Origin of the sequence: Victivallis lenta (assembly GCF_009695545.1) — a bacterium.
Taxonomy (GTDB): Bacteria; Verrucomicrobiota; Lentisphaeria; order Victivallales; family Victivallaceae; genus Victivallis; species Victivallis lenta.
The window spans coordinates 99,780-120,436 of the sequence record NZ_VUNS01000015.1 but is presented as its reverse complement, the minus strand read 5'-3'; the positions used below and the strand labels follow the sequence as shown (position 1 = coordinate 120,436).

The 20,657-nt window shown below is 59.1% G+C and carries 14 protein-coding genes; 10 read left to right on the top strand and 4 right to left on the bottom strand.

All coding sequences use genetic code 11. The features are described from left to right. Positions 1–19 precede the first annotated feature (19 nt). The 4 genes from FYJ85_RS13950 to FYJ85_RS13935 all read left to right on the top strand — a co-directional run bounded on the left by FYJ85_RS13950 (position 20) and on the right by FYJ85_RS13935 (position 6,313). Positions 20–955: a helix-turn-helix domain-containing protein gene (locus FYJ85_RS13950; RefSeq protein WP_154419262.1), complete on the top strand. Its 936-nt coding sequence runs from the start codon at positions 20–22 to the stop codon at positions 953–955. Between the two features lie 727 nt (positions 956–1,682). Beyond that, positions 1,683–2,771 (top strand): LacI family DNA-binding transcriptional regulator, encoded by a 1,089-nt coding sequence (locus tag FYJ85_RS13945; protein WP_154419261.1) that lies wholly within the window; start codon positions 1,683–1,685, stop codon positions 2,769–2,771. A 609-nt stretch (positions 2,772–3,380) separates the two neighbouring features. Further along, positions 3,381–4,136, top strand: coding sequence for a type II secretion system protein (locus FYJ85_RS13940; RefSeq protein ID WP_154419260.1), 756 nt, complete (start codon positions 3,381–3,383; stop codon positions 4,134–4,136). 95 nt (positions 4,137–4,231) lie between these two features. Then, positions 4,232–6,313 carry a discoidin domain-containing protein gene (locus FYJ85_RS13935; RefSeq protein WP_154419259.1) on the top strand — a complete coding sequence of 694 codons (2,082 nt, stop codon included), beginning with the start codon at positions 4,232–4,234 and terminating at the stop codon, positions 6,311–6,313. Positions 6,314–6,408: 95 nt separating this feature from the next. Here the strand turns inward: FYJ85_RS13935 and FYJ85_RS13930 are convergent, their stop codons facing one another. Together FYJ85_RS13930 and FYJ85_RS13925 are read right to left on the bottom strand one after the other, a co-directional pair. Beyond that, positions 6,409–9,645, bottom strand: coding sequence for a hypothetical protein (locus tag FYJ85_RS13930; protein WP_154419258.1), 3,237 nt, complete (start codon positions 9,643–9,645; stop codon positions 6,409–6,411). A gap of 11 nt (positions 9,646–9,656) precedes the next feature. Next, positions 9,657–10,388, bottom strand: a complete 732-nt coding sequence (locus tag FYJ85_RS13925; RefSeq protein ID WP_106051921.1) for a DUF1559 family PulG-like putative transporter — start codon at positions 10,386–10,388, stop codon at positions 9,657–9,659. Between the two features lie 233 nt (positions 10,389–10,621). Here FYJ85_RS13925 and FYJ85_RS13920 point away from each other — a divergent pair, with 233 nt between their 5' ends. Continuing rightward, the gene (locus FYJ85_RS13920; protein ID WP_106051919.1) at positions 10,622–11,692 is read left to right on the top strand and encodes a LacI family DNA-binding transcriptional regulator; all 1,071 of its coding nucleotides are present in this window, start codon (positions 10,622–10,624) and stop codon (positions 11,690–11,692) included. A gap of 159 nt (positions 11,693–11,851) precedes the next feature. Here FYJ85_RS13920 and clpB read toward each other — a convergent pair whose 3' ends face one another. After that, the gene (gene clpB, locus FYJ85_RS13915) at positions 11,852–14,431 is read right to left on the bottom strand and encodes an ATP-dependent chaperone ClpB (RefSeq protein ID WP_106051918.1); all 2,580 of its coding nucleotides are present in this window, start codon (positions 14,429–14,431) and stop codon (positions 11,852–11,854) included. A 224-nt stretch (positions 14,432–14,655) separates the two neighbouring features. Between clpB and FYJ85_RS13910 the strand changes: the two genes are divergently transcribed. The 3 genes from FYJ85_RS13910 to mutY are packed head-to-tail and all read left to right on the top strand — an operon-like array spanning position 14,656 to position 16,684. Then, positions 14,656–14,985, top strand: coding sequence for a hypothetical protein (locus FYJ85_RS13910; RefSeq protein ID WP_154419257.1), 330 nt, complete (start codon positions 14,656–14,658; stop codon positions 14,983–14,985). After that, complete coding sequence (thiE, locus tag FYJ85_RS13905; protein WP_106051915.1) at positions 14,979–15,641, top strand: thiamine phosphate synthase; 663 nt, start codon at positions 14,979–14,981, stop codon at positions 15,639–15,641. Before FYJ85_RS13910 ends, thiE begins: the two co-directional genes overlap by 7 nt. After that, the gene (mutY, locus tag FYJ85_RS13900) at positions 15,635–16,684 is read left to right on the top strand and encodes an A/G-specific adenine glycosylase (RefSeq protein ID WP_106051913.1); all 1,050 of its coding nucleotides are present in this window, start codon (positions 15,635–15,637) and stop codon (positions 16,682–16,684) included. The genes thiE and mutY overlap by 7 nt, the downstream gene beginning before the upstream one ends. A 433-nt stretch (positions 16,685–17,117) precedes the next feature. On the opposite strand, the gene FYJ85_RS13895 is transcribed toward mutY, so the two are convergent. Beyond that, positions 17,118–18,788 carry a SulP family inorganic anion transporter gene (locus FYJ85_RS13895; RefSeq protein ID WP_106051911.1) on the bottom strand — a complete coding sequence of 557 codons (1,671 nt, stop codon included), beginning with the start codon at positions 18,786–18,788 and terminating at the stop codon, positions 17,118–17,120. A 322-nt stretch (positions 18,789–19,110) separates the two neighbouring features. Here FYJ85_RS13895 and FYJ85_RS13890 point away from each other — a divergent pair, with 322 nt between their 5' ends. Together FYJ85_RS13890 and FYJ85_RS13885 are read left to right on the top strand one after the other, a co-directional pair. Further along, complete coding sequence (locus FYJ85_RS13890; RefSeq protein ID WP_154419267.1) at positions 19,111–19,665, top strand: sugar O-acetyltransferase; 555 nt, start codon at positions 19,111–19,113, stop codon at positions 19,663–19,665. A gap of 46 nt (positions 19,666–19,711) precedes the next feature. Then, on the top strand, positions 19,712–20,458 hold the full coding sequence (locus FYJ85_RS13885; RefSeq protein WP_106051910.1) for an SAM-dependent methyltransferase: 747 nt from the start codon (positions 19,712–19,714) through the stop codon (positions 20,456–20,458). Positions 20,459–20,657: the final 199 nt, after the last annotated feature.

Here is a 20,657-nt window from a genome sequence, read left to right as displayed (position 1 = left end):
ATTTGGAGCGACCCGGTGAATGACGAGCTTTCTGACCAATGATCTGGCACGGTACCTGCCGCGTCATGCAATTCCGCTCTATGTGGAGGAGGTTGCCAGTGGAGCTCATCCGGCACTGAAGTTTCACGGTCATACCTTCATGGAGCTTGTTTTAGTCCTGAGTGGCCGTGGAAATCATCTGGTTCGTATGAATCGGAAGAGTGAGCCATCGGGAGAGGATGAGGTATCTGCCGGAGAATGTACGGCAGAAATTCATGCGGGGGATGTACTTCTGATTCATCCGGGAATTTCCCACTGTTACGACCAAACAGAAACTCTCGGTTTAGTCAACCTTGTCTACGATCCCCATAAGCTGGCGTTACCGTATCTGGATGGAGAGCTGATGCCGCTCTTTGACCGGTTGTTGACACCGCGACATTCTATCGCACCGGAGCTGGTGGCACAGCCGTTGTTGCGCCTCAGCATGGCAGAGAGTGCTGCGTTGGCCGGCAAAATCAGTCAATTGGCAGAAGAACTGAACTCGAATCGTCCCGGCCGGAACTTTTGCAGTATGGCAATATTCATGGAGATTATTGTGGCACTTTGCCGTTCGGCAGTGGCTGTGAAGGAATCGGTTATTCCGGAATTTTTGATTGGAGATGCGATCCGTTACATGCACGACCATTTGGAAGAACCGATTGAAATCAGGGATCTGTTGAAAGTCGTCAACATGTCGAGACGAAGTTTTTTTCGCCGTTTCCGCAATGCAACCGGCTGTACTCCTCGAGAATATCTCAAGGAGCTTCGATTTTCCCACGCAATCAAGTTGCTGTGCAACACGGATCTTTCCATTATGGAAATTGCCCTCAAAAGCGGTTTCTGTGATGGAAACTATATCTGCCGGTTATTTCAGGAACGGCTTGGTACGACGCCACGCAGTTTCCGGAATATTAATCGTTCGATAAAACCAAAATAAGATTTTGATTATCAAATTCAGCCAATTGACAGATCATGAAATTTCTCATTCACCGCTGCTGAGTCCGGAAACAGATATCAGTCAACCGGACCCGGCCCCGGTGGCGCAACATCGGTATCGTCACCTTCACCCTTGCGCATCCATTCCGAAACATCGGAAGGAGCACCAACCGTGGGAGAACAGCGAACCGCTGCGGCAGGAGTTCTTCCACGACCCGGTTCTCCGCCGCAAAATCCGGGCGCCGGGAGCTTGAAAGTTCGAAATCCGGAGAGACCCCGGTCTGCAGGCCGGCAGGAGTCTCCACGGAAAGTTACCGGGAATACCGCGTTTCCGTTGGCAGAATTCCTCGCGCGCGATTGATGAAATCACCCCGGAGGATCTTGCGAATGCCGTGTGCGGGATTCCGGCCGATTTCGGTTCCTGCGAGCGGGATACGTTTTACCGGGAAACATTCCGGTTCTTCGGGCTTTCAACAACCGGATTCCGGAGGAGCTGACCGCCGAACTCAAGCGCGCCGGATTGCCGTTCGCCGTAGTGGATAACCGGATTGAATCGCCCGGCATCTGCTGCATCTCCGGCGAAAACGAGTCCACGGTTACTGCAAGCGCTCATTCAGCACAGTAACAAAAAATTAACAAAAAAACTGGTTCTTTCTCTTGCTTTTTTAAGAGAATTCAGGTATAATATAGGCAACTAGTACAGCGCTTTACTAAGTTGGAGATTTGCTATGCCGAAACCTCGAGTTACAATGCAGAACATCGCCGATAAGCTCGGCTTGTCACTGAAAGCCGTTTCAGATGGAATCAATGGTACCGGACATCTTTCACAACCAACCCGGGAACGAATCCTTGCGGCAGTGCGGGAAACCGGTTATCGTCGCAATTCTGCGGCCCGGTCACTCGCCAGTCGTTCCAGTCAATTGCTCGGCGTATTGATGCCATATGCTGACAGCAGCTTCTTCGGCAGCATCGTTGCCGGTATCGAACGTCGGGTTCTCAATAGTGATTTCATGCTGCTTCAGGGAAACATCCGCGGCGGCAGCAATATTTTGCGTGATCATATTCGCCGTTTTGCAGAACGTGATGTTGAAGGAGTTATTGTTTATCCCAATCAGACTGTCAAGGAAGTTGCGGATGACCTGCTGGCATTGGATGTGCCGATTGTACAGGTTATGGAGCCATATGCGAAGCTGGGGACTGCAGTGGTCATGATAAATAATGAAGAGTCAGGTCGCCAGGCTGCCCGATATCTGCGGGAACTGGGACATACGCGAATTGGTCTGCTCACTCACAAACGAACTACTTGGGCGCTCGATTCTCGTTGCAGAGGTTTTTTAGAGGAACTGAATTATGAGATTCCGGAAGAGGAGTGCCTGTTGAGTATTGCAGACAGTTATATCGCTGCGCAGAGGCTGTTGGCAGCTCATCCGGAGTTAACCGCAATTTTCGCGACCAGTGATTTTGCAGCACTCGGCGTTCTGCAGGCCGGACTGGAAATGGGGCGCCGAATTCCCGATGAATTGGCCGTCATCGGTTTTGACAATCTTGATATTGCTGCCCACCAGCTTCTATATCCGTTGACCACGTTTGCTCAGCCGAAAGAGGAAATTGGCGAAATTGCGGGCGAAATGTTGCTCAGCCGGCTCCGTGGAGAGCCGATTTCCCAGAGAATACTTGAAGCTCCGTTGATTATCCGCACCAGCACACAACGTTCCCCGATGACAGAGAACCATCTGACGAAAGAAGGTGGGAAGGATGATGTTGAACGTATCGTTGGCAACATCTTTCAGACAACAGGAGAAATGGCACTCGAATAATTGATTGGCATATCACATATAAATGATTTGCCGAAATCAGGCAGATAATCATCAACCCCTAATCACGACGAGGAATCTATTATGAAAACAAAAATGCATCCGTCAGCAGAATATCTTCAGAAGTATCGCTATTTTACATTGATTGAACTTTTAGTGAATATGTCACAGTATAACTGTAATTGCGCATAATACCGGGTATGTGAAACGAAACAGCATTGCCGCCCGGCGAAAAAGCGCGGTATGCGCCGCGCAGCGGATGTGAACGGACTGCACGGTTCGGCGGCAGCCGAAGCGGGCAGCGAGGAGCAAGTGCGACGAAGGTGAACGCAGCGGAGCGAAGGCCCTCTGCCGCAGCCCGCGAAGCGGGCGGTGAAGAGTTGGCCGCCGCAGGCGGACAAGTAAGGAGGACAAAGTCCTCCGCTGCGGGCGGAAAGGGCGCAACCAGCGGGAAATGAAAGCCCGGCACAGAGTAAGAAATGGGGGTGCGGGGGAAATGTATTTCCCCCGCGAATCCCACGGCAATGAAGACGGACGAAACCAGGAAGAGCAAACAGAACAATTCTGCCGCCAGAGGCCGAATAAATTCATTCAACAAAAAGGAGTTATATCATGACAGACCGTACACGGAAACTTCACATACCCGGTATTATGCGCAAACCGTTCACTCTGATCGAACTGCTGGTGGTTATCGCGATTGTCGCGATTCTGGCCTCCATGCTGCTTCCGGCGCTCAATCAGGCGAGGAGCAAGGCCCGGGATACCCAATGCATTTCCAATTTGAAACAGCTTGGCGTGTTTATGTTGATGTATTCGGAAATCAACAAAGGCTCCATGCCGAAAGCGGATGGAAATATCGGTCCGGCCGGTTATCACGGCAAATGGCAGGATATGATGATGCTGTTCTACATGCCGGGCGTTGCATTGACGGATTCATGCAGCTTCGAGAGAATCGACGGCAATGTGAGGACTCCCCGCAGGATTTTTTCCTGTCCCTCCGGAGAATCTTCTTACGATGCGAGCAAAAGGAGCAGTCCCTACGGGATCAATGCCCATATCGCCGAACGTTCTCCCACACCGTTGGCGAAGATCAGGACTCCGGCGGGGAGGGCGATGATCTTCGACATCGACCGGGTCGGTGCGGGATATGACGGCAAGGCGCATGCCAGACAGGAAGGTTTCGGCCACTCCTACAATGAAAGTTACGGGTGGCTTCTTCAGGGGGAGGAGGCTCGGATGCGGCACATGAACAGCCGCGGAGCGAATATCACTTTTGTGGATGGGCACGTACAGGGAATGCGCTATGAGGAGATTCCTGAATCCCAATATGATCCGAGGCTGACCGGCTTTGCCTTCTGGTGCGATTGAGCGCTGCCGATTCCGGGTTTGCGGGTCTTGCGGTTCGTCCTCCGGGCCGCGAGGCAGGATTGAATTGCGAAGAGAGAACAGAAAGAGAGTATGACATGAAATTTCAATTTTCGATATTGCTGCCGCTTCTGACCGCGATGACATTCTGTGCGGCGGCGGAGGTGAGGCCGTTCAACCGCCTGTCCCGAACGTTTTCCGGCAGTGTGGAAGGGGACGGCGGTTCGATTGCCGGTAATGTGCAGGGCTGGTCCTATGAAAACAAGCCTGTGCCGTTTACGTTAACCGATAAACGGGCAATGCCGGTTACGACGCTGACGCCGCAGACGGCCCAGCTTGGAAACCGCAATCCGATTACGCCGTTCCGGTATAAGCGCTCCGCGGAAATCAGCGATTCTTTCAGCGGTATTGCCGTCGGCACCGGGGAAATTCTGTGCACCTCCACACGCGACACTCCCGGCTATCGCTGGAGTGTCGCCTACCTGAATGACGGCGACAGGCTGAAGGATAAGATCAACACCTGTTTTTCTTCGAAACTCTATCTGAATGAAACTCCGGAGGAACCGCCGTGGGTGCAGATCCGGTTTCGAAAACCGTGCATGATCAGCAGAATCGTCATGGCGAGACGAATCGACGGCGGCGGCGGATTTCCTCTTGATTTTTCCATTCGGATCAGCCGGGATGGGACGAACTGGCAGACCATCCTGAAAAAACAGGGATATGTTCCGGAAAAGTTGAATGAGTTTACGGTTTCTCCCGTCGAAGCCGGTTATATCAGAGTTGTAGCGACGAAACTGCGCAAAGAGAGCGACAAGGTTCACTATTTTCAGCTGCAGGAGCTTGAGGTTTACGACCGGGACGGGATCAACCAGGCACTGGCCGCCAACGGGGGAAAAGCAAGTTCAAGCGGTTCGGCCGCCAACGATTATTTTCAATACGACTATTTTTTCGACAGCATTTTTGAGGCCGGCGTCAAACACGTTCTCACCTCTCTGCCTGCCTGGCCTTATTATGGAAACTTTCTTGCCGGAGGGAACCGGCATCTTCCCGAAGAGCTGATTGCCAATCTGAAATATCTGAACGACAACGGAGTGAAGGTCCAGATCAGGCTTGACCCTTCGCCGCTGTACAACGGAGTGAAGAAGGGCGATATCGATCGCGCCATCGCCGACTGGGCCGGCTACAACGGCTGGTTTGCTGCCCAGATAAAAGACCATGCGAGCAGTTGGGTCATCGGCAACGAGCTTAATTTCCATACGGCCTTCACGCCCGATATCATCCTGCGGACGATTCGTGAGACGATTCGCGCGATTCGGGAAGCCGGCTACAGAGGACCTGTTGCCGTCAATTCGGCATTGATTGATTTCGAATGGACCGAAAAGATTCTCGGAGCCGGTGTCGGCAATGTGATCGATACGTTCAATTTGCATATTTACAAAGAACAGCCGCGATGGATCATCATGCCGGAAATGGCAGGAACATTCATGGTGAACGGGGAACGCCACTGGCCTTCCGAACAGCCGTATTCTGACTTCGGCGAAGAGTTTTCGGCATTTCGTGAACTGGTGAAGAAATTCAATCCTGATATCAATTTTCAGGTGACGGAGGCGAGCGTCAACGCCTGTGAAATTCAAAAGGGCGCAAGCGGTCCGTTCTCCGGCACATACGGGGTTTCCGAGCAAGCTCAGGCGAAATTCCTGATTCGGCTGTATCTCTACAACCAGATGCTCGATCTCGGGCCGACCTTCTGGTGGGTGCTGGAGCCGTTCATCCTCCAGACTCCGTGGGGATTGATCGACGAGCTTGGCCGGAGGAGGCCTGCGTGGTACGGGCTGCGAAATTTTTCAAGTGTTTTCGATACTTCGCTCAGACAATTGAAAAATCCCGAAAGAATCGTTTCCGTCGAAGGGAATGCTCCTGATCTTTTCTGTGCCGTTTTCGAGAAGAGTACTGGCGAATGGCTTGTCCCGCTGTGGTGCGCCGTACCGATGTGCGATGAGAACAGGGGCGAGGTTATCCATTTGACGTTTGACGGAATCGCGCTGAAGGAGGCGGAGGCTTACGATCTGCTTTCCGGTACGAAACAGCGGCTGAACTTCAGCAACGGCAGTGCGGGAGCGAAGATCGGCGATTTCATCATTCGCGATTACCCGGTCGTTTTGAAACTGCGGAGAAAATAAAGTTTTTTGCTGCCGGCCGGGCTGTCTTCGAGCAGGTTCCGGGGGAGGCACCCCCGGCCTCACACGCCTCTTCGGAAAACGCTTCGAGAGAGCGTTTATTCCCGATGCGCGCTGTTTCCTTCCTGCACGATGATGCGGCGTCCCCACGGGGCTCCTCCGAACGGCGCAATTTCAACGGAGGGGGCATACGGGCCGCCGGCGTCCGCCGCCGATTCCCATGCGGCGGAACTGCCGTCCGTATGTTCGCTGCCGTCATGCATGGTGAGTTTCAGAACCGCATGAAAGCCGCACGGCACGGCGCCCCCGTCCCAGGCTTCAAACTCCAGCAGGTTTTTTCCGGCATGCATCAGCGGAGTCAGATCGTAATGCTCGATTGAGTTCCAGCCGCCGCGGAGGTATCGGCCGGGCTCGTCACTGCCGGCCGGCCGGCCGTTCAGGCGGAAGCGGTAGAAATCGTCGGCTGTGACGTAGAGTTCCGCTTTCCGCACCTTTTCTCCGTCGAAACTGCGGCGGAAGAAGCTCCGGGAACCGGCCGGAGTTTCACATTTCCGCCAGATCCAGCTGCCGTGTTTCAGGAGCGCGCTTTCGGCATCCTCCTCCGCCGGGGCGTTGTAGGGACGCATGCCCTCTTCCCGGTAGATTTTTTCGCGCGGAGCGAACGGCTGCGGCGAAAGCACGGCGACTCCGCGGGCCGGAAGATCGAGCCGGAAGGCTCCGCCTTTCACCGGAATCTTTCTTTCGTCTTCCAGAAGCACATGCAGTTCGGCCGCTTTCGCCGGAAAACCGGCGAAGTTCGCCGAAACCGGAAGGCGTCCCTCGTTGGTTATGATGAGATAATCGTTTCCATTCAGCTTCTTATGCAGGAAACGGATGTTCGCGCAATCGGTTTTCAGCGGAGAATCGAAACAGGTATCCGCCGTAATGATGTCCGAGGCGTAATTCAGTTCGCGCGTAACCCGGCGCAAATCCCGCCAGAATTCTTCTCCCAGCACTTTCGCATACGGCAGGTAGTGGTAAATGATTCCCGTCGCGCCGTGCGTGATTGCATTGTAGGCCATGAAGCGGCTTTGTTCCCAGGTCGGATAGACCGCCTGTTCGGGCGGCAGCTCCGGATTGTGGCATTGTCCCCATGCGAATGCCTGCAGCACCATCCATACCGGTTTGCGGTGATCGACGACCCTGCGGCAGATGTCGGTGAACTTGCCTACCGCTGTAAGGCCCCGGTCCTCTTCGAGCGAACCGTGCGCTCCGCCCTCCGGGACCGGATAGATGTCGATGCCGCCGATGTCCGCCGCCTGCGAGTAGCGCCTGAGATCCCGCAGGTTGGTCACGATCGGAGCTTCGTTGATCCAGGACGGATGCCACGGGTCGACACTGCGCGTCAGCTCGTAAACCTCTTTCAGTCCGTCGAATGGAACCCCGATCCAGGCCGGTTCGTCCGCGCCGAAATAGCCGAGCAGCGCCGGGTGCGAGCTCTGCAGTTCGATATCACGCTTCAGCAGCTCGCGCATGGCGGCGCGCTGTTCCGGGGTTTTTCCGGCGATGGCGAGAGGGAGCGAACGCAGGATCTTGATTCCGTGTTTCTGCGCGGCATCGAGTATCGCCGGAGTTGCCTGAAGGGAAACGGTGTTGAATCCCGCCGCCGCGAATTCCCGGAACTCAAAGTCGAAGCCGCCGCGCCCGGTTGTTTCCGTATGGCCGATCGGGAAGAACCGTTTCCCTCCGACGACGAGATATCCGTCCCGGGTGAAGGCCACTTCGTTCGGGCGGTGCGGATAGATGTGCAGCGTTTTGGAACTGCGGGCGATTTCACCGCCTTTCTCATCGAACAGGATAAGTTCCAGCGGGAACTGCGTTTTCCCGGCAGGGGGCGTGAACTCGAATCGTTTTCCCTCCGGCTGAATACTTTTTCCGGCGGCAAGGAGGGTCCACTTTGCCGCTTTCGGGGTATTGATTTCGATTGTGCCGGAAATCTTCCGGTCCGGTGTGGTCGAAAAGATTCCGTCACGAAATGCAAACGGCAGATCCAGTTTGATTTCTCCCGGCGCTTTCCGTTCGACGACCTCTTCCAGTCTGAAATGATCGAAGGCAACGGCGGCCGGCCCGCGCACTTCCACCGCAAGCGTGATGGTCTCCCGGCGCGGCGGCACGACGAATTCGATGCTTTTGCGCTGCGGGTAGTTCATACAACTCTGGAACTGTTTTTCCGCTTCGCCGGAGGGGATTTCCTCCGGATAGACGCGGAACCAGTGGAAGGCGTTCGCGTCCCCCGCGCCCGTGCCGCGCACATCGTAGGAGATGCGGTAACGCCGGGAGGATTCGACCGGAATCGCATACTGGCGTACCCGGCGGACGACCCCATTCTCCCGGACCGCGACATGCAGTTCTCCTGCTTCGATTGCTCCGGCTTCGCCGAGCTCCCACGAAGCCGCGCCGCGCGAAAAATCGCCGTTCCGCAGTTTGCCGGGGGGAACCGGCTCCAGCCCGGTCAGCCGGACGCTTTCAAGTTCCAGTTCTCCCCGGCCGGTGAACTGGCAGACGAAATAGGAAGGCGCGTCCGGTTTTCTGAAGGTGAAATATCCGCGGAAGACCCGGCTGGAGCCGTCTCCGTCCGCTTCTGCGATCATGACATTCTGCCAGACGCCGTTCGACGCATTTTCAATGTACATCCGGTAATGGGTGCCGGGGGTGCTTCTGACCCGGACCACGCATTCGTACGGCTGCATATCTTTTACGGCGAGGTTGCCGAGCACCGCCGTTCCCGGCGCGTTCATCGTCAGTTTTCCGTCACGGATTCTGCCGCTGCCGGCCGGCTGAATTCCCCAGTCGGGAGCCGTTGTTCCGCCGAGAAATTCCCGCGGTTCGCCCGGCTTTTCCGGCGGGGCCGGCTCGATCGTCAGTGAACGCAGTTCGGCATGGCCAGCCCCGAGCAGTTGAAAGACTGCGTGCGACGGAGCTGTTTCCACGTCGTGGAATGTGAACGAGCCGCGGATTTCGCTCCACTCGCCGTCTCCTGTCGCGGGACCGAGCAGTTTGTTTTCCCATTTCTTCGGATTTTCGATATAAATCCGGAATTGCGTGCCGGGAGCGGCCTTGACCCGGGCCGTCAGAATGTAGGTGCAGCCGTTTCTGAGCCTGATTCCGCCGATGCTCGCATACGGCGTCTGTCCGGCTTCCGGCGAATCGAGGGAGAGGACTCCGTTCTGTCTGCTTCCGTATTTTTCAATCAGGAAACTCCATTTATCCAGATTCGCTTTGCCCGCATACTCGGCGGCGGCCAGAATCATGCTGCCGCCGAACAGGGCGGCGGCAATCAGAGAGATGCGCTTCACGGAAAACCTCATCAGTAATGGGACCAGAACGGATATTGCGCTTTTGCCCAGACATCGATGTACGACAGCTCCGCCCACCGGCTCTGGAGCACGGACTTCGCATGGCCGTCCAGATACAGAATATTCATGCTGCCGGTGTGGGAAAACTTGGCCCATGCCGGAAATTCGAAACAAATCCACGGCGTCGGTGCTCCTTCCGATTCAAGCAGATAACCTGCCTGGGAGGGCGATTTGACCGCCGTCAGTTTGCGGCCGCTGCCTTCCTGCCCGGCATTCCCCGTGAAATAGGCGATGTCGAGGCTGCTGTTCTGCGCATAGCTGTTCGACTGGCCGTAGCGCTGGAGATCGTCGCCGGCGACATAGGCTTCCTGCGTGCTCGACGGACAGTGGAACACCTTTTTCTTCGAGTTGGCATCGTCGATGAGCCCGCTTTCGTTTGTCCCGTAGCCGACATAGGGGGCAAGCTGCACGGTCCAGGGCCAGTAAGAGGCGGAACGCCCGGAATAGGTGATGTGGTCGCTGTTGTTCGAAGCGTAGAAGGACAAACCGACTCCGAGTTGTTTGAGGTTGCTGCGGCAGTTGCTGCCTCTGGCTTTTTCCCGGGCCAGGGTCAGTGCGGGCAGGAGCATGGCGGCCAGGATTGCGATGATCGCAACGACCACCAGCAGCTCGATGAGCGTAAAGGGTTGATGACTCCACGGATGGCATGTTCGGGGTAGGGGGATGCCGGCTTGTTTCTTCATCGCTTTCTGTAAGGACTCCTGAATTTTCTTGATAACCGTACAGAAAACTATTTTACCATTTTTTTGCCGGAAATGCAAGATTCATCCGGGAAAACTTCATTACAATCAGGCAATGTTTCTGCCTCTTCCGGTATGCTTCCCGCCTTTTACTGTAAAAATCCGGGCGGATTTTTACGCATTCCTCCTTGCAAAGCGGGGCTGGTGCATGTATACTCGCTGTCAAACGGAAGGAGATGGCAGTGTCGATTACGGAGATCGCCCGGCTGGCGGGCGTCAGCACGAGTTCGGTGTCGAACTATTTCAACCGGCCGGAGCGGGTCGGGGCGGTGACCGCCGCGCGCATCCGTGCCGTCGTCGGCCGGACCGGCTACGTGCCGGATGAACGGCGGCCCGGCCCCAAGACCGGCGACCGGATCGGTGTCCGGGCCGGCTGCGTGCTGCTGCTGGCCGTCGGCTGCGGCTCCCTGCGGGAGTTTCTGGCGCAGTCCGGCGCCGTGCCGTTTCTGGACGGTGTCCGGGAGGGGCTTCGCGCCCGGGGGCTTTCGCTCCTGATCGATTTTGCTTCCTCCGCGAACGGATTGCCCGCCGGTTTCGATTCCCGGAAGTATGACGGCCTGATTCTGTTCGGCGGTTTCGCCGATCCCGCCGATGACCGGCTGCTGGCCGGCCGGATCGGCGCGTTTCCGGCCGTGCGCTGTTTTCCGTACGGCGGCGCTTTCCCGGAGGAAATTGAACAGGTCATCTGCGACAACGGGGCGGCCGGCGGCGTCGCAGCCGGATTCCTGCACCGGCAGGGGCATCGCCTCGTCGCCGTGTTCAATCCGGACGGCGGTGCACCGGAGCTGGTCGAACGCGCCGACTGCTTCCGCCGCGCTGCGGAGGCGTTCCGGATGGAGGTCGTCGAATTCACCGTCCCCCCCTTCCGGATCATACCGCCGCGGCTGCGCGGCGTGCGCGGCCGGCTGCTGGCGGAACAGTTTCTGCGCAGTCCCGCTGTGCCGTCCGGCGCATTTTTCTGTACCGACGACTCGCTCGCCGGCGTCTGGCTGGCGATGGGAGGGCGCATGAAAAGCCTCGACCCGCGCCATCTGGTCGGCTGCGGCGCGGACGAGTGGGTTCTTTCGCTGCTCGATCCCGTCCCGGCGACCGTGGACCCCGATACGGCGGAACTCGGCCGCCGCGCGGTCGAACGAGTGACCGCGCGTCTGCGCGGGGAGCAGCTCGCACCTCCGGTCCCGGTCCGGCCGCGGCTGCTGCCGGGGCGTTTCGGCGTTTCCGAGAGAGCGTTTGCTCCCCGGAGGTAGGGCGATACCGCTTTCAGGACAAGGCCGTTTCCGCTCTTCCGGGCCGGGATGCGATGCCGGATAAGGCTGCGGCGATAAAAAAAAGCGCGGCATTCACCGCGCTTCGTTCCGCCGCCGGCAGGTCCGGTCAGGCATTCCGGCCTGCCGGCGCCCGGAAGATTATTTGTCCGTAAACGTGAGTTCGTCGCCCTTGCGGTCGATCACGAGCTTCGTATCCGGCAGGATTTCACCGCCGATGATCTTGCGGGAAACCGGCGTTTCGACCAGCCGGATGATCGCCCGCTTCAGCGGCCGGGCGCCGAACGACGGGTCGTACCCTTCGTCCGCCAGCAGGTTCTTCGCCTCGGGCGTGACTTCGAGCGCGATATCCTGGTCGGCGAGCCGCTTCGACAGGTTCCGGAGCTGGATGTCCACGATCTGCTTGATCTCCTCTTTGGTCAGGGCATGGAAGATCAGCGTTTCATCGATCCGGTTCAGGAACTCCGGCCGGAAGTGGCGCCGCAGCTCGATCATCAGGTCCTCCTTCAGCGCGTCCACATCGCCCGAGGCGGCCAGAATCCGGTCGCTGCCGATGTTGCTGGTCATGATGATGATCGTATTCTTGAAGCTGACCGTGCGTCCCTGCGAGTCGGTCACGATGCCGTCTTCGAGGATCTGCAGCAGGATGTTGAACACATCCGGGTGCGCCTTTTCGATCTCGTCGAACAGCACGACCGAATAGGGCCGGCGGCGGACCGCTTCGGAGAGCTGGCCGCCTTCCTCGTAGCCGACGTAGCCCGGAGGCGCGCCGACGAGACGGGAGACGCTGAATTTCTCCATGTATTCGGACATGTCGATGCGGACCATCGCACGTTCATCGTCGAAGAGATCCGCCGCGAGCGTCCGCGCCAGCTCGGTCTTGCCGACGCCGGTGGGGCCGAGGAAGATGAAGCTGGCGATCGGCCGGTTCGGGTCTTTGAGCCCGGCCCGGGCGCGCAGGACGGCGTCCGAGACGGCCGCGACCGCTTCGCTCTGGCCGATCACGCGCTCATGCAGCCGGCCGCTCAGCGCGAGCAGCTTCTCTTTTTCGCTCTGCACGAGCTTCGCCACCGGAATGTGGGTCCAGCGGCTGATGATCGCCGCGATGTCCTCTTCGTCGACCTCCTCCTTCAGCAGCCGCGATTCGCCGGATTCCTTGATCTTCTTTTCGGCTTCGGCGATCTGGCGCTCAATGCCCGGAATCACGCCGTGCTGGAGCTTGGCCGCCTCTTCGTAATTGTAATCGCGCGTGGCTTTTTCGAGCTTGGCGCGGGCGGTGTCGAGCGACTCGCGCAGCGTGCGCAGGTCGGTGATCGCCTTTTTCTCGTTCTCGTAACGGGCGCGCAGCGTCTTGCCCTCGGCCTTCAGCTCCGCGACTTCGGCTTCGAGGTTCTCGCGGCGCTTGACCGAAGCGGCGTCCTTCTCGTGCTTGAGCCCGGTGATCTCGATTTCGAGCTGCATGACGCGGCGCTCGTTTTCATCGAGTTCGGTCGGCGAGCTGTCGATTTCGGTCCGCAGCGCGGCGGCGGCTTCGTCGACGAGGTCGATCGCCTTGTCCGGCAGGAAGCGGTCGGAAATGTATTTGTCCGACAGCACGGCGGCGGCGACGAGTGCGCTGTCCCGCAGCTTCACGCCGTGGTGCAGCTCGTAGCGCTCCTTGAGTCCGCGCAGGATCGAAATCGTGTCTTCGACGCTCGGCGGATTGACCAGCACCGACTGGAAGCGGCGTTCGAGCGCGGCGTCCTTTTCGATGTATTTGCGGTATTCGTCGAGCGTGGTCGCGCCGATGCAGTGCAGTTCGCCGCGCGCGAGCATCGGTTTCAGGAGATTGCCGGCGTCCATCGAGCCCTCGGAGGCTCCGGCGCCGACGACGGTGTGCAGCTCGTCGATGAAAAGGATGACCTTGCCTTCGGCGGCGGTGACCTCCTTCAGCACGGCTTTCAGCCGCTCCTCGAATTCGCCGCGGTACTTCGCGCCGGCGATCAGGGCGCCCATGTCGAGTGCGACGACCTGGCGGTCCTTCAGGTTTTCGGGAACGTCGCCGCGGACCACGCGCCGGGCGAGTCCTTCGACGATGGCGGTTTTGCCGACGCCGGGTTCGCCGATCAGGACCGGGTTGTTCTTGGTCCGGCGCGACAGGATCTGGATCACGCGGCGGATTTCGTCATCGCGGCCGATGACCGGATCGAGCTTGTCCTGCATCGCCATCAGAGTGAGGTCGCGGGAATATTTTTTCAGCGCTTCGAAAGTCCCTTCCGGGTCGGCCGAGGTTACCCGCTGGTTGCCGCGCACGCTCTGGAGCGCCTGCAGCACCTTGTCGGCGGTGAGCCCGGCCTTGCTCAGCAGTTCGAGCGCGCCGGAACCGGTCGCTTGGAACATCGCCAGCAGAAGGTGTTCGACGCTGATGTATTCGTCCTGCATCGATTCGGCCTGCTTGGCCGCGTCGACGAGCAGCGTGCTGAACTCGCGCGACTGGTAGACCTGCTGTTCGCCGCCCTGGACGGTCGGCAGCTTGGCGAGCGCCTCATCGACCTGTTTGCTGAAGAGCTGGCGGCTGACGCCGAGTTTTTCGAGCAGCGACGGAACGAGGCCGTCCTCCTGGCGCATCAGGGCGGCCAGCACATGAATGTCCCGCAGCTCGGTATTGCGGTTGCCGACGGCGATGTTCTGGGCTTCGAGCAGCGCTTCGCGGCTTTTGTTGGTGAGTTTTTCCATGTTCATAATCAATTCTCCTTTTCATGCATGAAAGCAATAACGGGAATATAGCACGAAACATGCCAACAGCCGGCCTTGCAAAATACGGATTCGGGTGTACGTTATCCGGATGAAAAAGGCAGGCGCCGCCGGGACAGAATGTCCCGGTCGCCGGGACAAAGTGACACAGGAGCAACGCCATGCAATCCGGAGATTCGGTTGATTGCCCGCATTGCGGGGAAAAAACGATTGTGAAAACGAAGAACAGGAGGGACGGTTTTGCCATCGTCGGGAGCTGTCTGGTCTGCGCGCTCTGCGGCGCGGAACTCGGCGGGGCGGAACCGGCCTCCGGCGACGCCGCCGGACAGAAGGCGGCCGAACGGTTGGCCGCGCTGCTGGGGGAGGGAGCCGCGCCGGAGGCCGGGGCGGACCTGACTCCGGACGCGGATTACGGCCGCTTCTGCCGGAACTGCATTCATTTTATCGAACACCCGTTCAGAACACTTTGCGGACGCGACGGCAGAACTGCCGACCCGATGGGGGAATGCGGCCATTTCAAAAGGAAAGAGTACTTATGCTGAAATCCTGTTTCCGGACGCGCGCAGAAAAGGCGATCGCGTTCGACTCCGCCGACATTTATCCGGTGATTTCGTCCGAGTTCTGCCTCGGCCGCCCCGTGCTCGACATTTTCCGCGCGGTGGCGGAGGGGGGGGCGAAACTCGTGCAGCTGCGTGAAAAGCACCAGGGCAAACGGGTGCTTTTCGACCTCGCCGTCGCCTGCCGCCCGATTGCGAACGAGTACGGCATCCTGCTGATCATCAACGACCATGTCGATGTGGCGCTCGCGGCGAATGCGGACGGCGTCCATCTCGGGCAGGAGGATCTGCCGCTCGCGGCTGCCCGGAGCCTTTCGGATACGCTCTGGCTCGGCAATTCGACTCACAACCTCGAAGAGGCGCTGCGGGCGCAGAAGGAGGGGGCCGACTGCATCAACATCGGGCCGCTGTTCCCGACGCAGACCAAGGAAGTCGGCTGTTCTCCGCTCGGGCTGGAGACGATGAAGCAGGTTGCCGCGCAGATTGAACTGCCGTTCTCGGTCATGGGCGGCATCAAGGCGCGGCACATTCCGGAGCTCGTGCGCTCCGGTGCGAAGCACATCGCGATGGTGACCGAAATCACGCAGGCTCCGGACGTCGCGGCGAAGGTCCGCGAGCTTCGCGCGCTGTTTCGATGCTGACGGTGCCGGAAGAGGCGGTCGCGCCGCTCCTCGGCTGGTACGGTGCGAACAAGCGGTCCCTGCCGTGGCGCGATAATCCGACGCCGTACCGGGTCTGGATTTCGGAGATCATGCTCCAGCAGACCCGTGTCGAGGCGGTCAAGCCGTACTACCGGCGGTTTATGGCCGAGCTGCCTGACGTGGAGTCGCTTGCGGCGGTCGATGATGACCGGCTGATGAAGCTGTGGGAGGGGCTCGGCTATTACAGCCGCGCCCGGAATCTGAAGAAAGCCGCGCGGCTGGTGGTCGATGAGTACGGCGGAGTGTTTCCGCATTCGCGCGGGGAATTGCTGAAACTGCCCGGAGTCGGCGATTACACGGCCGGGGCGGTCGCTTCGATCGCGATGAACCTTCCCGAACCCGCCGTGGACGGGAATGTGCTGCGCGTCGTTTCGCGCCTGACCGGGAGCCGGGAGGATATCGCGAAGCCGCAGACGAAACAGGCGTTTTCGGATGCGCTGCGGAAGATTTATCCGCCCGGACGCTGCGGCGACTTCACGCAGGCGCTGATGGAGCTCGGCGCGACGGTCTGTCTGCCGAACGGCGAACCGATGTGCCTCGTCTGCCCGTGGCGGGGGCTTTGCGTCGCCTGCCGCGAGGGGAGCACGGACGAAATTCCGGTGAAGGCCGCGAAAAAAGCGCGGAGCATTGAAGAGAAAACGGTTTTCCTGCTGCGCTGCGGGGAAAAAGCCGCATTCCGCCGCCGTCCGCGGGCCGGGCTGCTGGCCGGAATGTGGGAGCTGCCGAACGTGGAAGGCGTGCTGCCGGCTGCACAGGCGTCGGCGCAGGCCGCGCAGTGGGGCGCCGAACCCCTCTGTGCCGTTCCGGCCGGAAAGGCCGTCCACGTCTTTACCCATAAGGAGTGGCATATGCAGGGCTTCCGCATCGAATGCGGCCGTGAGGCGGAAGCGTTCGCCTGGATGACCAGAAGCGAATTCGAGGCGGCCCTCGCCCTCCCGTCGGCCTTCCGGGGATTTCTCGATTTTCTGTGGCGCGGGCGATAAGAATCGGGGGCGGCAAACCATCTTATCTTTGAAACGGGAGGTCGGGGGGCATGGATATTGTTGTCGCATGTAAACGATGGGGGATCGCTTGGGCCGGAGTGTTCCTCTTCTGGCTGGCATTCATTTTTGCAGTGGAGACTGTTTCAATCTGCGATGCGGAAAGTTGGAGGCCGATCGATATTACTCTCGGGGCCGTTTTTTTCTGTTTGTTCTTGCATTCAGCTATTCCAGTTGGATTTGCCTGGAAATCAGCCGAAAGGCCGGACTCGACGGCTTGTCGGATTGCTGGAGTGCGATTATCCTGATTCCTGATGATGTCCGGGAGCAAATACCTGCGGCTCGGTATCTGCTCCATCGGATTTGCCCCTGATCTCACCACATTCGGGTGGAGGTACAGCGGACCGCTTTCATAATATTCGGAATTTGGTCCGGATCAATCGTTTTTTTCCGCCAGGATCGCGTTGACGCGGACCAGCGCTTTGTCGATGTTTTCGCAGACATTCTCGGGGCCGACCTCATTGCTCACGCCGTACTTGTGGAACTGCCGGAACGGCTGCGGGCGGACGCCGGAGAGCACGAGCGGGATGTTTTCCCGGCGGCAGCGCTCCGCGAAGTCCGAAATCACGTGCAGCCCGGTCGCGTCGATCGTCGGCACATGGCGCAGCCGCAGCACGATCAGCTTCGGGCGCCCGCTGCGGAGCATGCCGAGCGCCATCTCCTGAAAGCGGTTCACCGCGCCGAAAAAGAACGGTCCCTGCACTTCGAAAACGGCGACTCCGGCCGGAATGTGCTTCTCGCGGGTCGCGTCGGGGTCCGGCTGCTCGCTGCATCCGTCGTAGCCGAGTTCGCCGGTGATGAGCTTGATGTCCGCGGCCAGCGCCATGCGGCGGATGAAAAGCAGCGCCGAAAGCAGCACGCCGACTTCGACTGCCGCCACGAGATCGACCAGCACGGTCACGAGAAAGGTGATGACCATGACGATCCAGTCGCTTTTCGGCCCTTTGAACATCCGCACGAAGACGTGGCATTCGCTCATGTTCATGCAGACCACGATCATGATTCCGGCCAGCGCCGCCAGCGGGATCAGCTTCGCCTGGGAGCCGAACAGCAGCAAAATCACGGTCAGCGTGACGGCGTGGATGATGCCGGCCACGGGAGTCCGCGCGCCGCTGCGGATGTTCGTCGCGGTGCGGGCAATCGCTCCGGTGGCCGGGATTCCGCCGAAGAGCACCGAGCCGATGTTGCCGATTCCCTGCCCGATCAGTTCCGTGTCGGGACGGTGGCGGTCGCCGGTCATGCCGTCGGCGACGGTGGCGCTCAGCAGCGATTCGATTGCAGCCAGGAGCGCGATGGTCATCGCCGGGACGAAGAGCTGCGGCAGTTCATTCCAGCGGAAATCCGGCAGGGAAGGGGAAGGGAGCGCCTGCGGCAGTTCTCCGAACCTCATGCCGATCGTTTCGACGTCGAGGTGGAAAATGACGGCGGCGACGGTTGCCGCGAGCATTCCGATCAGCATGGCGGGAAGGCGCGGGAACAGTTTGCGGCAGCCGAGGATGACCGCCGTCGTACCGAGACAGAGCAGGAGCGCGTGAAGGTTGGTTTCCGACAGGTGTCCGGCGCAGAATTTGAGCTTTTCCAGGAATTCCGCCGGCAGATCGGCCTTGAGCCCGAGGATCTCCTTGAGCTGGGTCGAGAAGATCACGACCGCGATGCCGGAGGTGAAGCCGGTCACGACCGGGAACGGCACGAATTTGATGAGTCCGCCCATGCGGAATAACCCGAGCAGGATCAGGAATACTCCCGCCAGCAGCGTGCTGACCGCCAGTCCCCCGAGCCCGTGCTGCGCGACGATCGACGCGATGATGATGATGAATGCCCCCGTCGGCCCGCCGATCTGAACCCGGCAGCCGCCGAAGAGCGAGATCAGGAATCCCGCCGCGATGGCGGTATAGAGCCCGCGTTCCGGCGGCAGTCCGCATGCGATGGCGAACGCCATGGCCAGCGGCAGCGCCACCACACCGACGGTCAGCCCCGCGAAAAGGTCCGCGCGGAACGTCTGGAAATTGTAATGCTTGAGATCGGAGAAGAGAACGGGCCTGAACATTTGCTGCACCTTGACACCTGGCCGGGAACCAGTCCCGGAAATTAATAAAAAATAAGGTATATAATATAACCTCCGGCCGCATCATTTTCAAGGCGTTTTCTGCAGTTTCGTCCCTGAACGGCTGCCGCATGGCTTCAGGCGGCGCTTCGGCCCGGTTTCCGCTTTAACGGCGCCGGGGGAGGGGCGGCGGGGAGAAGGGACCGGAATTCGGACATTGTTCCCCTGAAATCAAATTTGCACGGCATTTCCGTTTGCATCGGTTTCATGCGAATGCTATATTCGTTACCATGCAGTTGAAAGATATCAGGAAAGGGAGAAGATGATGACGGAGAAAGAAAAATCGCATGCCGGCCTGCTGTACCAGCCCAATGATCCGGAGTTGAGCGCGGACCGCGATCTCACCGTGAAGAAACTGTACGAGTACAATCATATTCATCCGCTCGACCGCGAGGCGCGTCAGGCGGCGATCCGCAATATATTCGGAAAGGTCGGCGAGAACTGCACGGTGGAGCAGCCGCTGTTCTGCACCTACGGCTACAACACCACGGTCGGCGATCATTTTTTCCTGAATGTCAACTGCAAGCTTATGGACAGCGGGAAGATCACCATCGGCAGCCATGTATTCATCGCTCCGAATGTCTGCATCATCACCGAGGAACACGCCATGGACGTGGAGCAGCGCCTGGCCGGGCTGGAGTACACGCACCCGGTGAATATCGGCGACAATGTCTGGATCTGCGCCGGCGTCATCGTCCTGCCGGGCGTGACGATCGGGGCGAACAGCGTGATCGGCGCCGGCAGCGTCGTCACCAGGGATATTCCGCCGGACAGCCTGGCTGTCGGCAATCCCTGCCGCGTGATCCGTTCCCTGCCGTAATTCAACTGCCGCTGGAGAGAGGCGGCGCTAAACAGGAGTTTCCGCTTTGGACATCCCTCGTATTTTCACGATTACCGAAAGCGCTCATCGCATCCATAACCCGTTTACGGAGGAGAAACTGGCCACGCTCGGCGCTGTGCTGCGCCTGGCGCCGGGAACCCGCGTGCTCGACCTCGGCAGCGGTTCCGGCGAAATGCTGTGCACCTGGGCGCGCGATTACGGAATCCGCGGCCTCGGCGTCGACCTGTGCCGGTTGTTCACCGAACAGGCGAAGCTCCGCGCGGAAGAGCTCGGAGTCGCCGGCCGGGTTGAATTCATCCACGAAGACGCCGCCGGTTACGTCGCTTCCGAAAAAGCCGGGGTCGCGGCCTGTCTCGGCGCCACATGGATCGGCGGGGGAGTCGCCGGTTCCGTCGAATTGCTGGCGAAGAGCCTTCTGCCCGGCGGAATCATCCTTATCGGCGAGCCTTTCTGGCGGCAGGTTCCGCCGACGGAAGAGATTGCCCGGTCGTGCTTTGCAAATTCGATATCCGATTTTCTGACTCTTCCGGACCTTGTCGCGTCCTTCGGCGGCCTCGGCTGCGACGTCGTGGAGATGGTGCTGGCGGATCAGGAGGGGTGGGACCGGTACGAGGCGGCCAAGTGGCTCACCATGCGCCGGTGGCTCGCCGCGAATCCCGGCGACGACCTGGCGGCCGAAGTCAGGGAGCTGCTGACTTCGGAACCCGGACGCTACGTCACCTATACGCGCGAATATCTCGGCTGGGGAGTGTTTGCGCTGATGATGCGCTGACGTGGCGCATCGGAGCGGACCGGCGGGAGGCGGCTTCTGCTCCGGCTTCTGCCGTTATCCCTGCCGCCGGATTCAACCGGTCCGGCTTTCCGGCGGCAAGATATTTGCAGGATCTGATTTTCTGCGCGGCATATCTTTCCCTTCGTCTTTTTTTGTTGTTCTTTGTTAAGTCATTGATTGTTTTAATAAAATAATTTTA

What these genes read in the sequence shown, in the direction of transcription:
- FYJ85_RS13950 (WP_154419262.1), top strand. Translation starts at nt 20, where the DNA reads ATGACGAGCTTTCTGACCAATGATCTGGCACGGTACCTGCCGCGTCAT.
- FYJ85_RS13945 (WP_154419261.1), top strand. Translation starts at nt 1,683, where the DNA reads ATGCCGAAACCTCGAGTTACAATGCAGAACATCGCCGATAAGCTCGGC.
- FYJ85_RS13940 (WP_154419260.1), top strand. Translation starts at nt 3,381, where the DNA reads ATGACAGACCGTACACGGAAACTTCACATACCCGGTATTATGCGCAAA.
- FYJ85_RS13935 (WP_154419259.1), top strand. Translation starts at nt 4,232, where the DNA reads ATGAAATTTCAATTTTCGATATTGCTGCCGCTTCTGACCGCGATGACA.
- FYJ85_RS13925 (WP_106051921.1), bottom strand. Translation starts at nt 10,388, where the DNA reads ATGAAGAAACAAGCCGGCATCCCCCTACCCCGAACATGCCATCCGTGG.
- FYJ85_RS13920 (WP_106051919.1), top strand. Translation starts at nt 10,622, where the DNA reads ATGGCAGTGTCGATTACGGAGATCGCCCGGCTGGCGGGCGTCAGCACG.
- clpB (WP_106051918.1), bottom strand. Translation starts at nt 14,431, where the DNA reads ATGAACATGGAAAAACTCACCAACAAAAGCCGCGAAGCGCTGCTCGAA.
- thiE (WP_106051915.1), top strand. Translation starts at nt 14,979, where the DNA reads ATGCTGAAATCCTGTTTCCGGACGCGCGCAGAAAAGGCGATCGCGTTC.
- mutY (WP_106051913.1), top strand. Translation starts at nt 15,635, where the DNA reads ATGCTGACGGTGCCGGAAGAGGCGGTCGCGCCGCTCCTCGGCTGGTAC.
- FYJ85_RS13895 (WP_106051911.1), bottom strand. Translation starts at nt 18,788, where the DNA reads ATGTTCAGGCCCGTTCTCTTCTCCGATCTCAAGCATTACAATTTCCAG.
- FYJ85_RS13890 (WP_154419267.1), top strand. Translation starts at nt 19,111, where the DNA reads ATGACGGAGAAAGAAAAATCGCATGCCGGCCTGCTGTACCAGCCCAAT.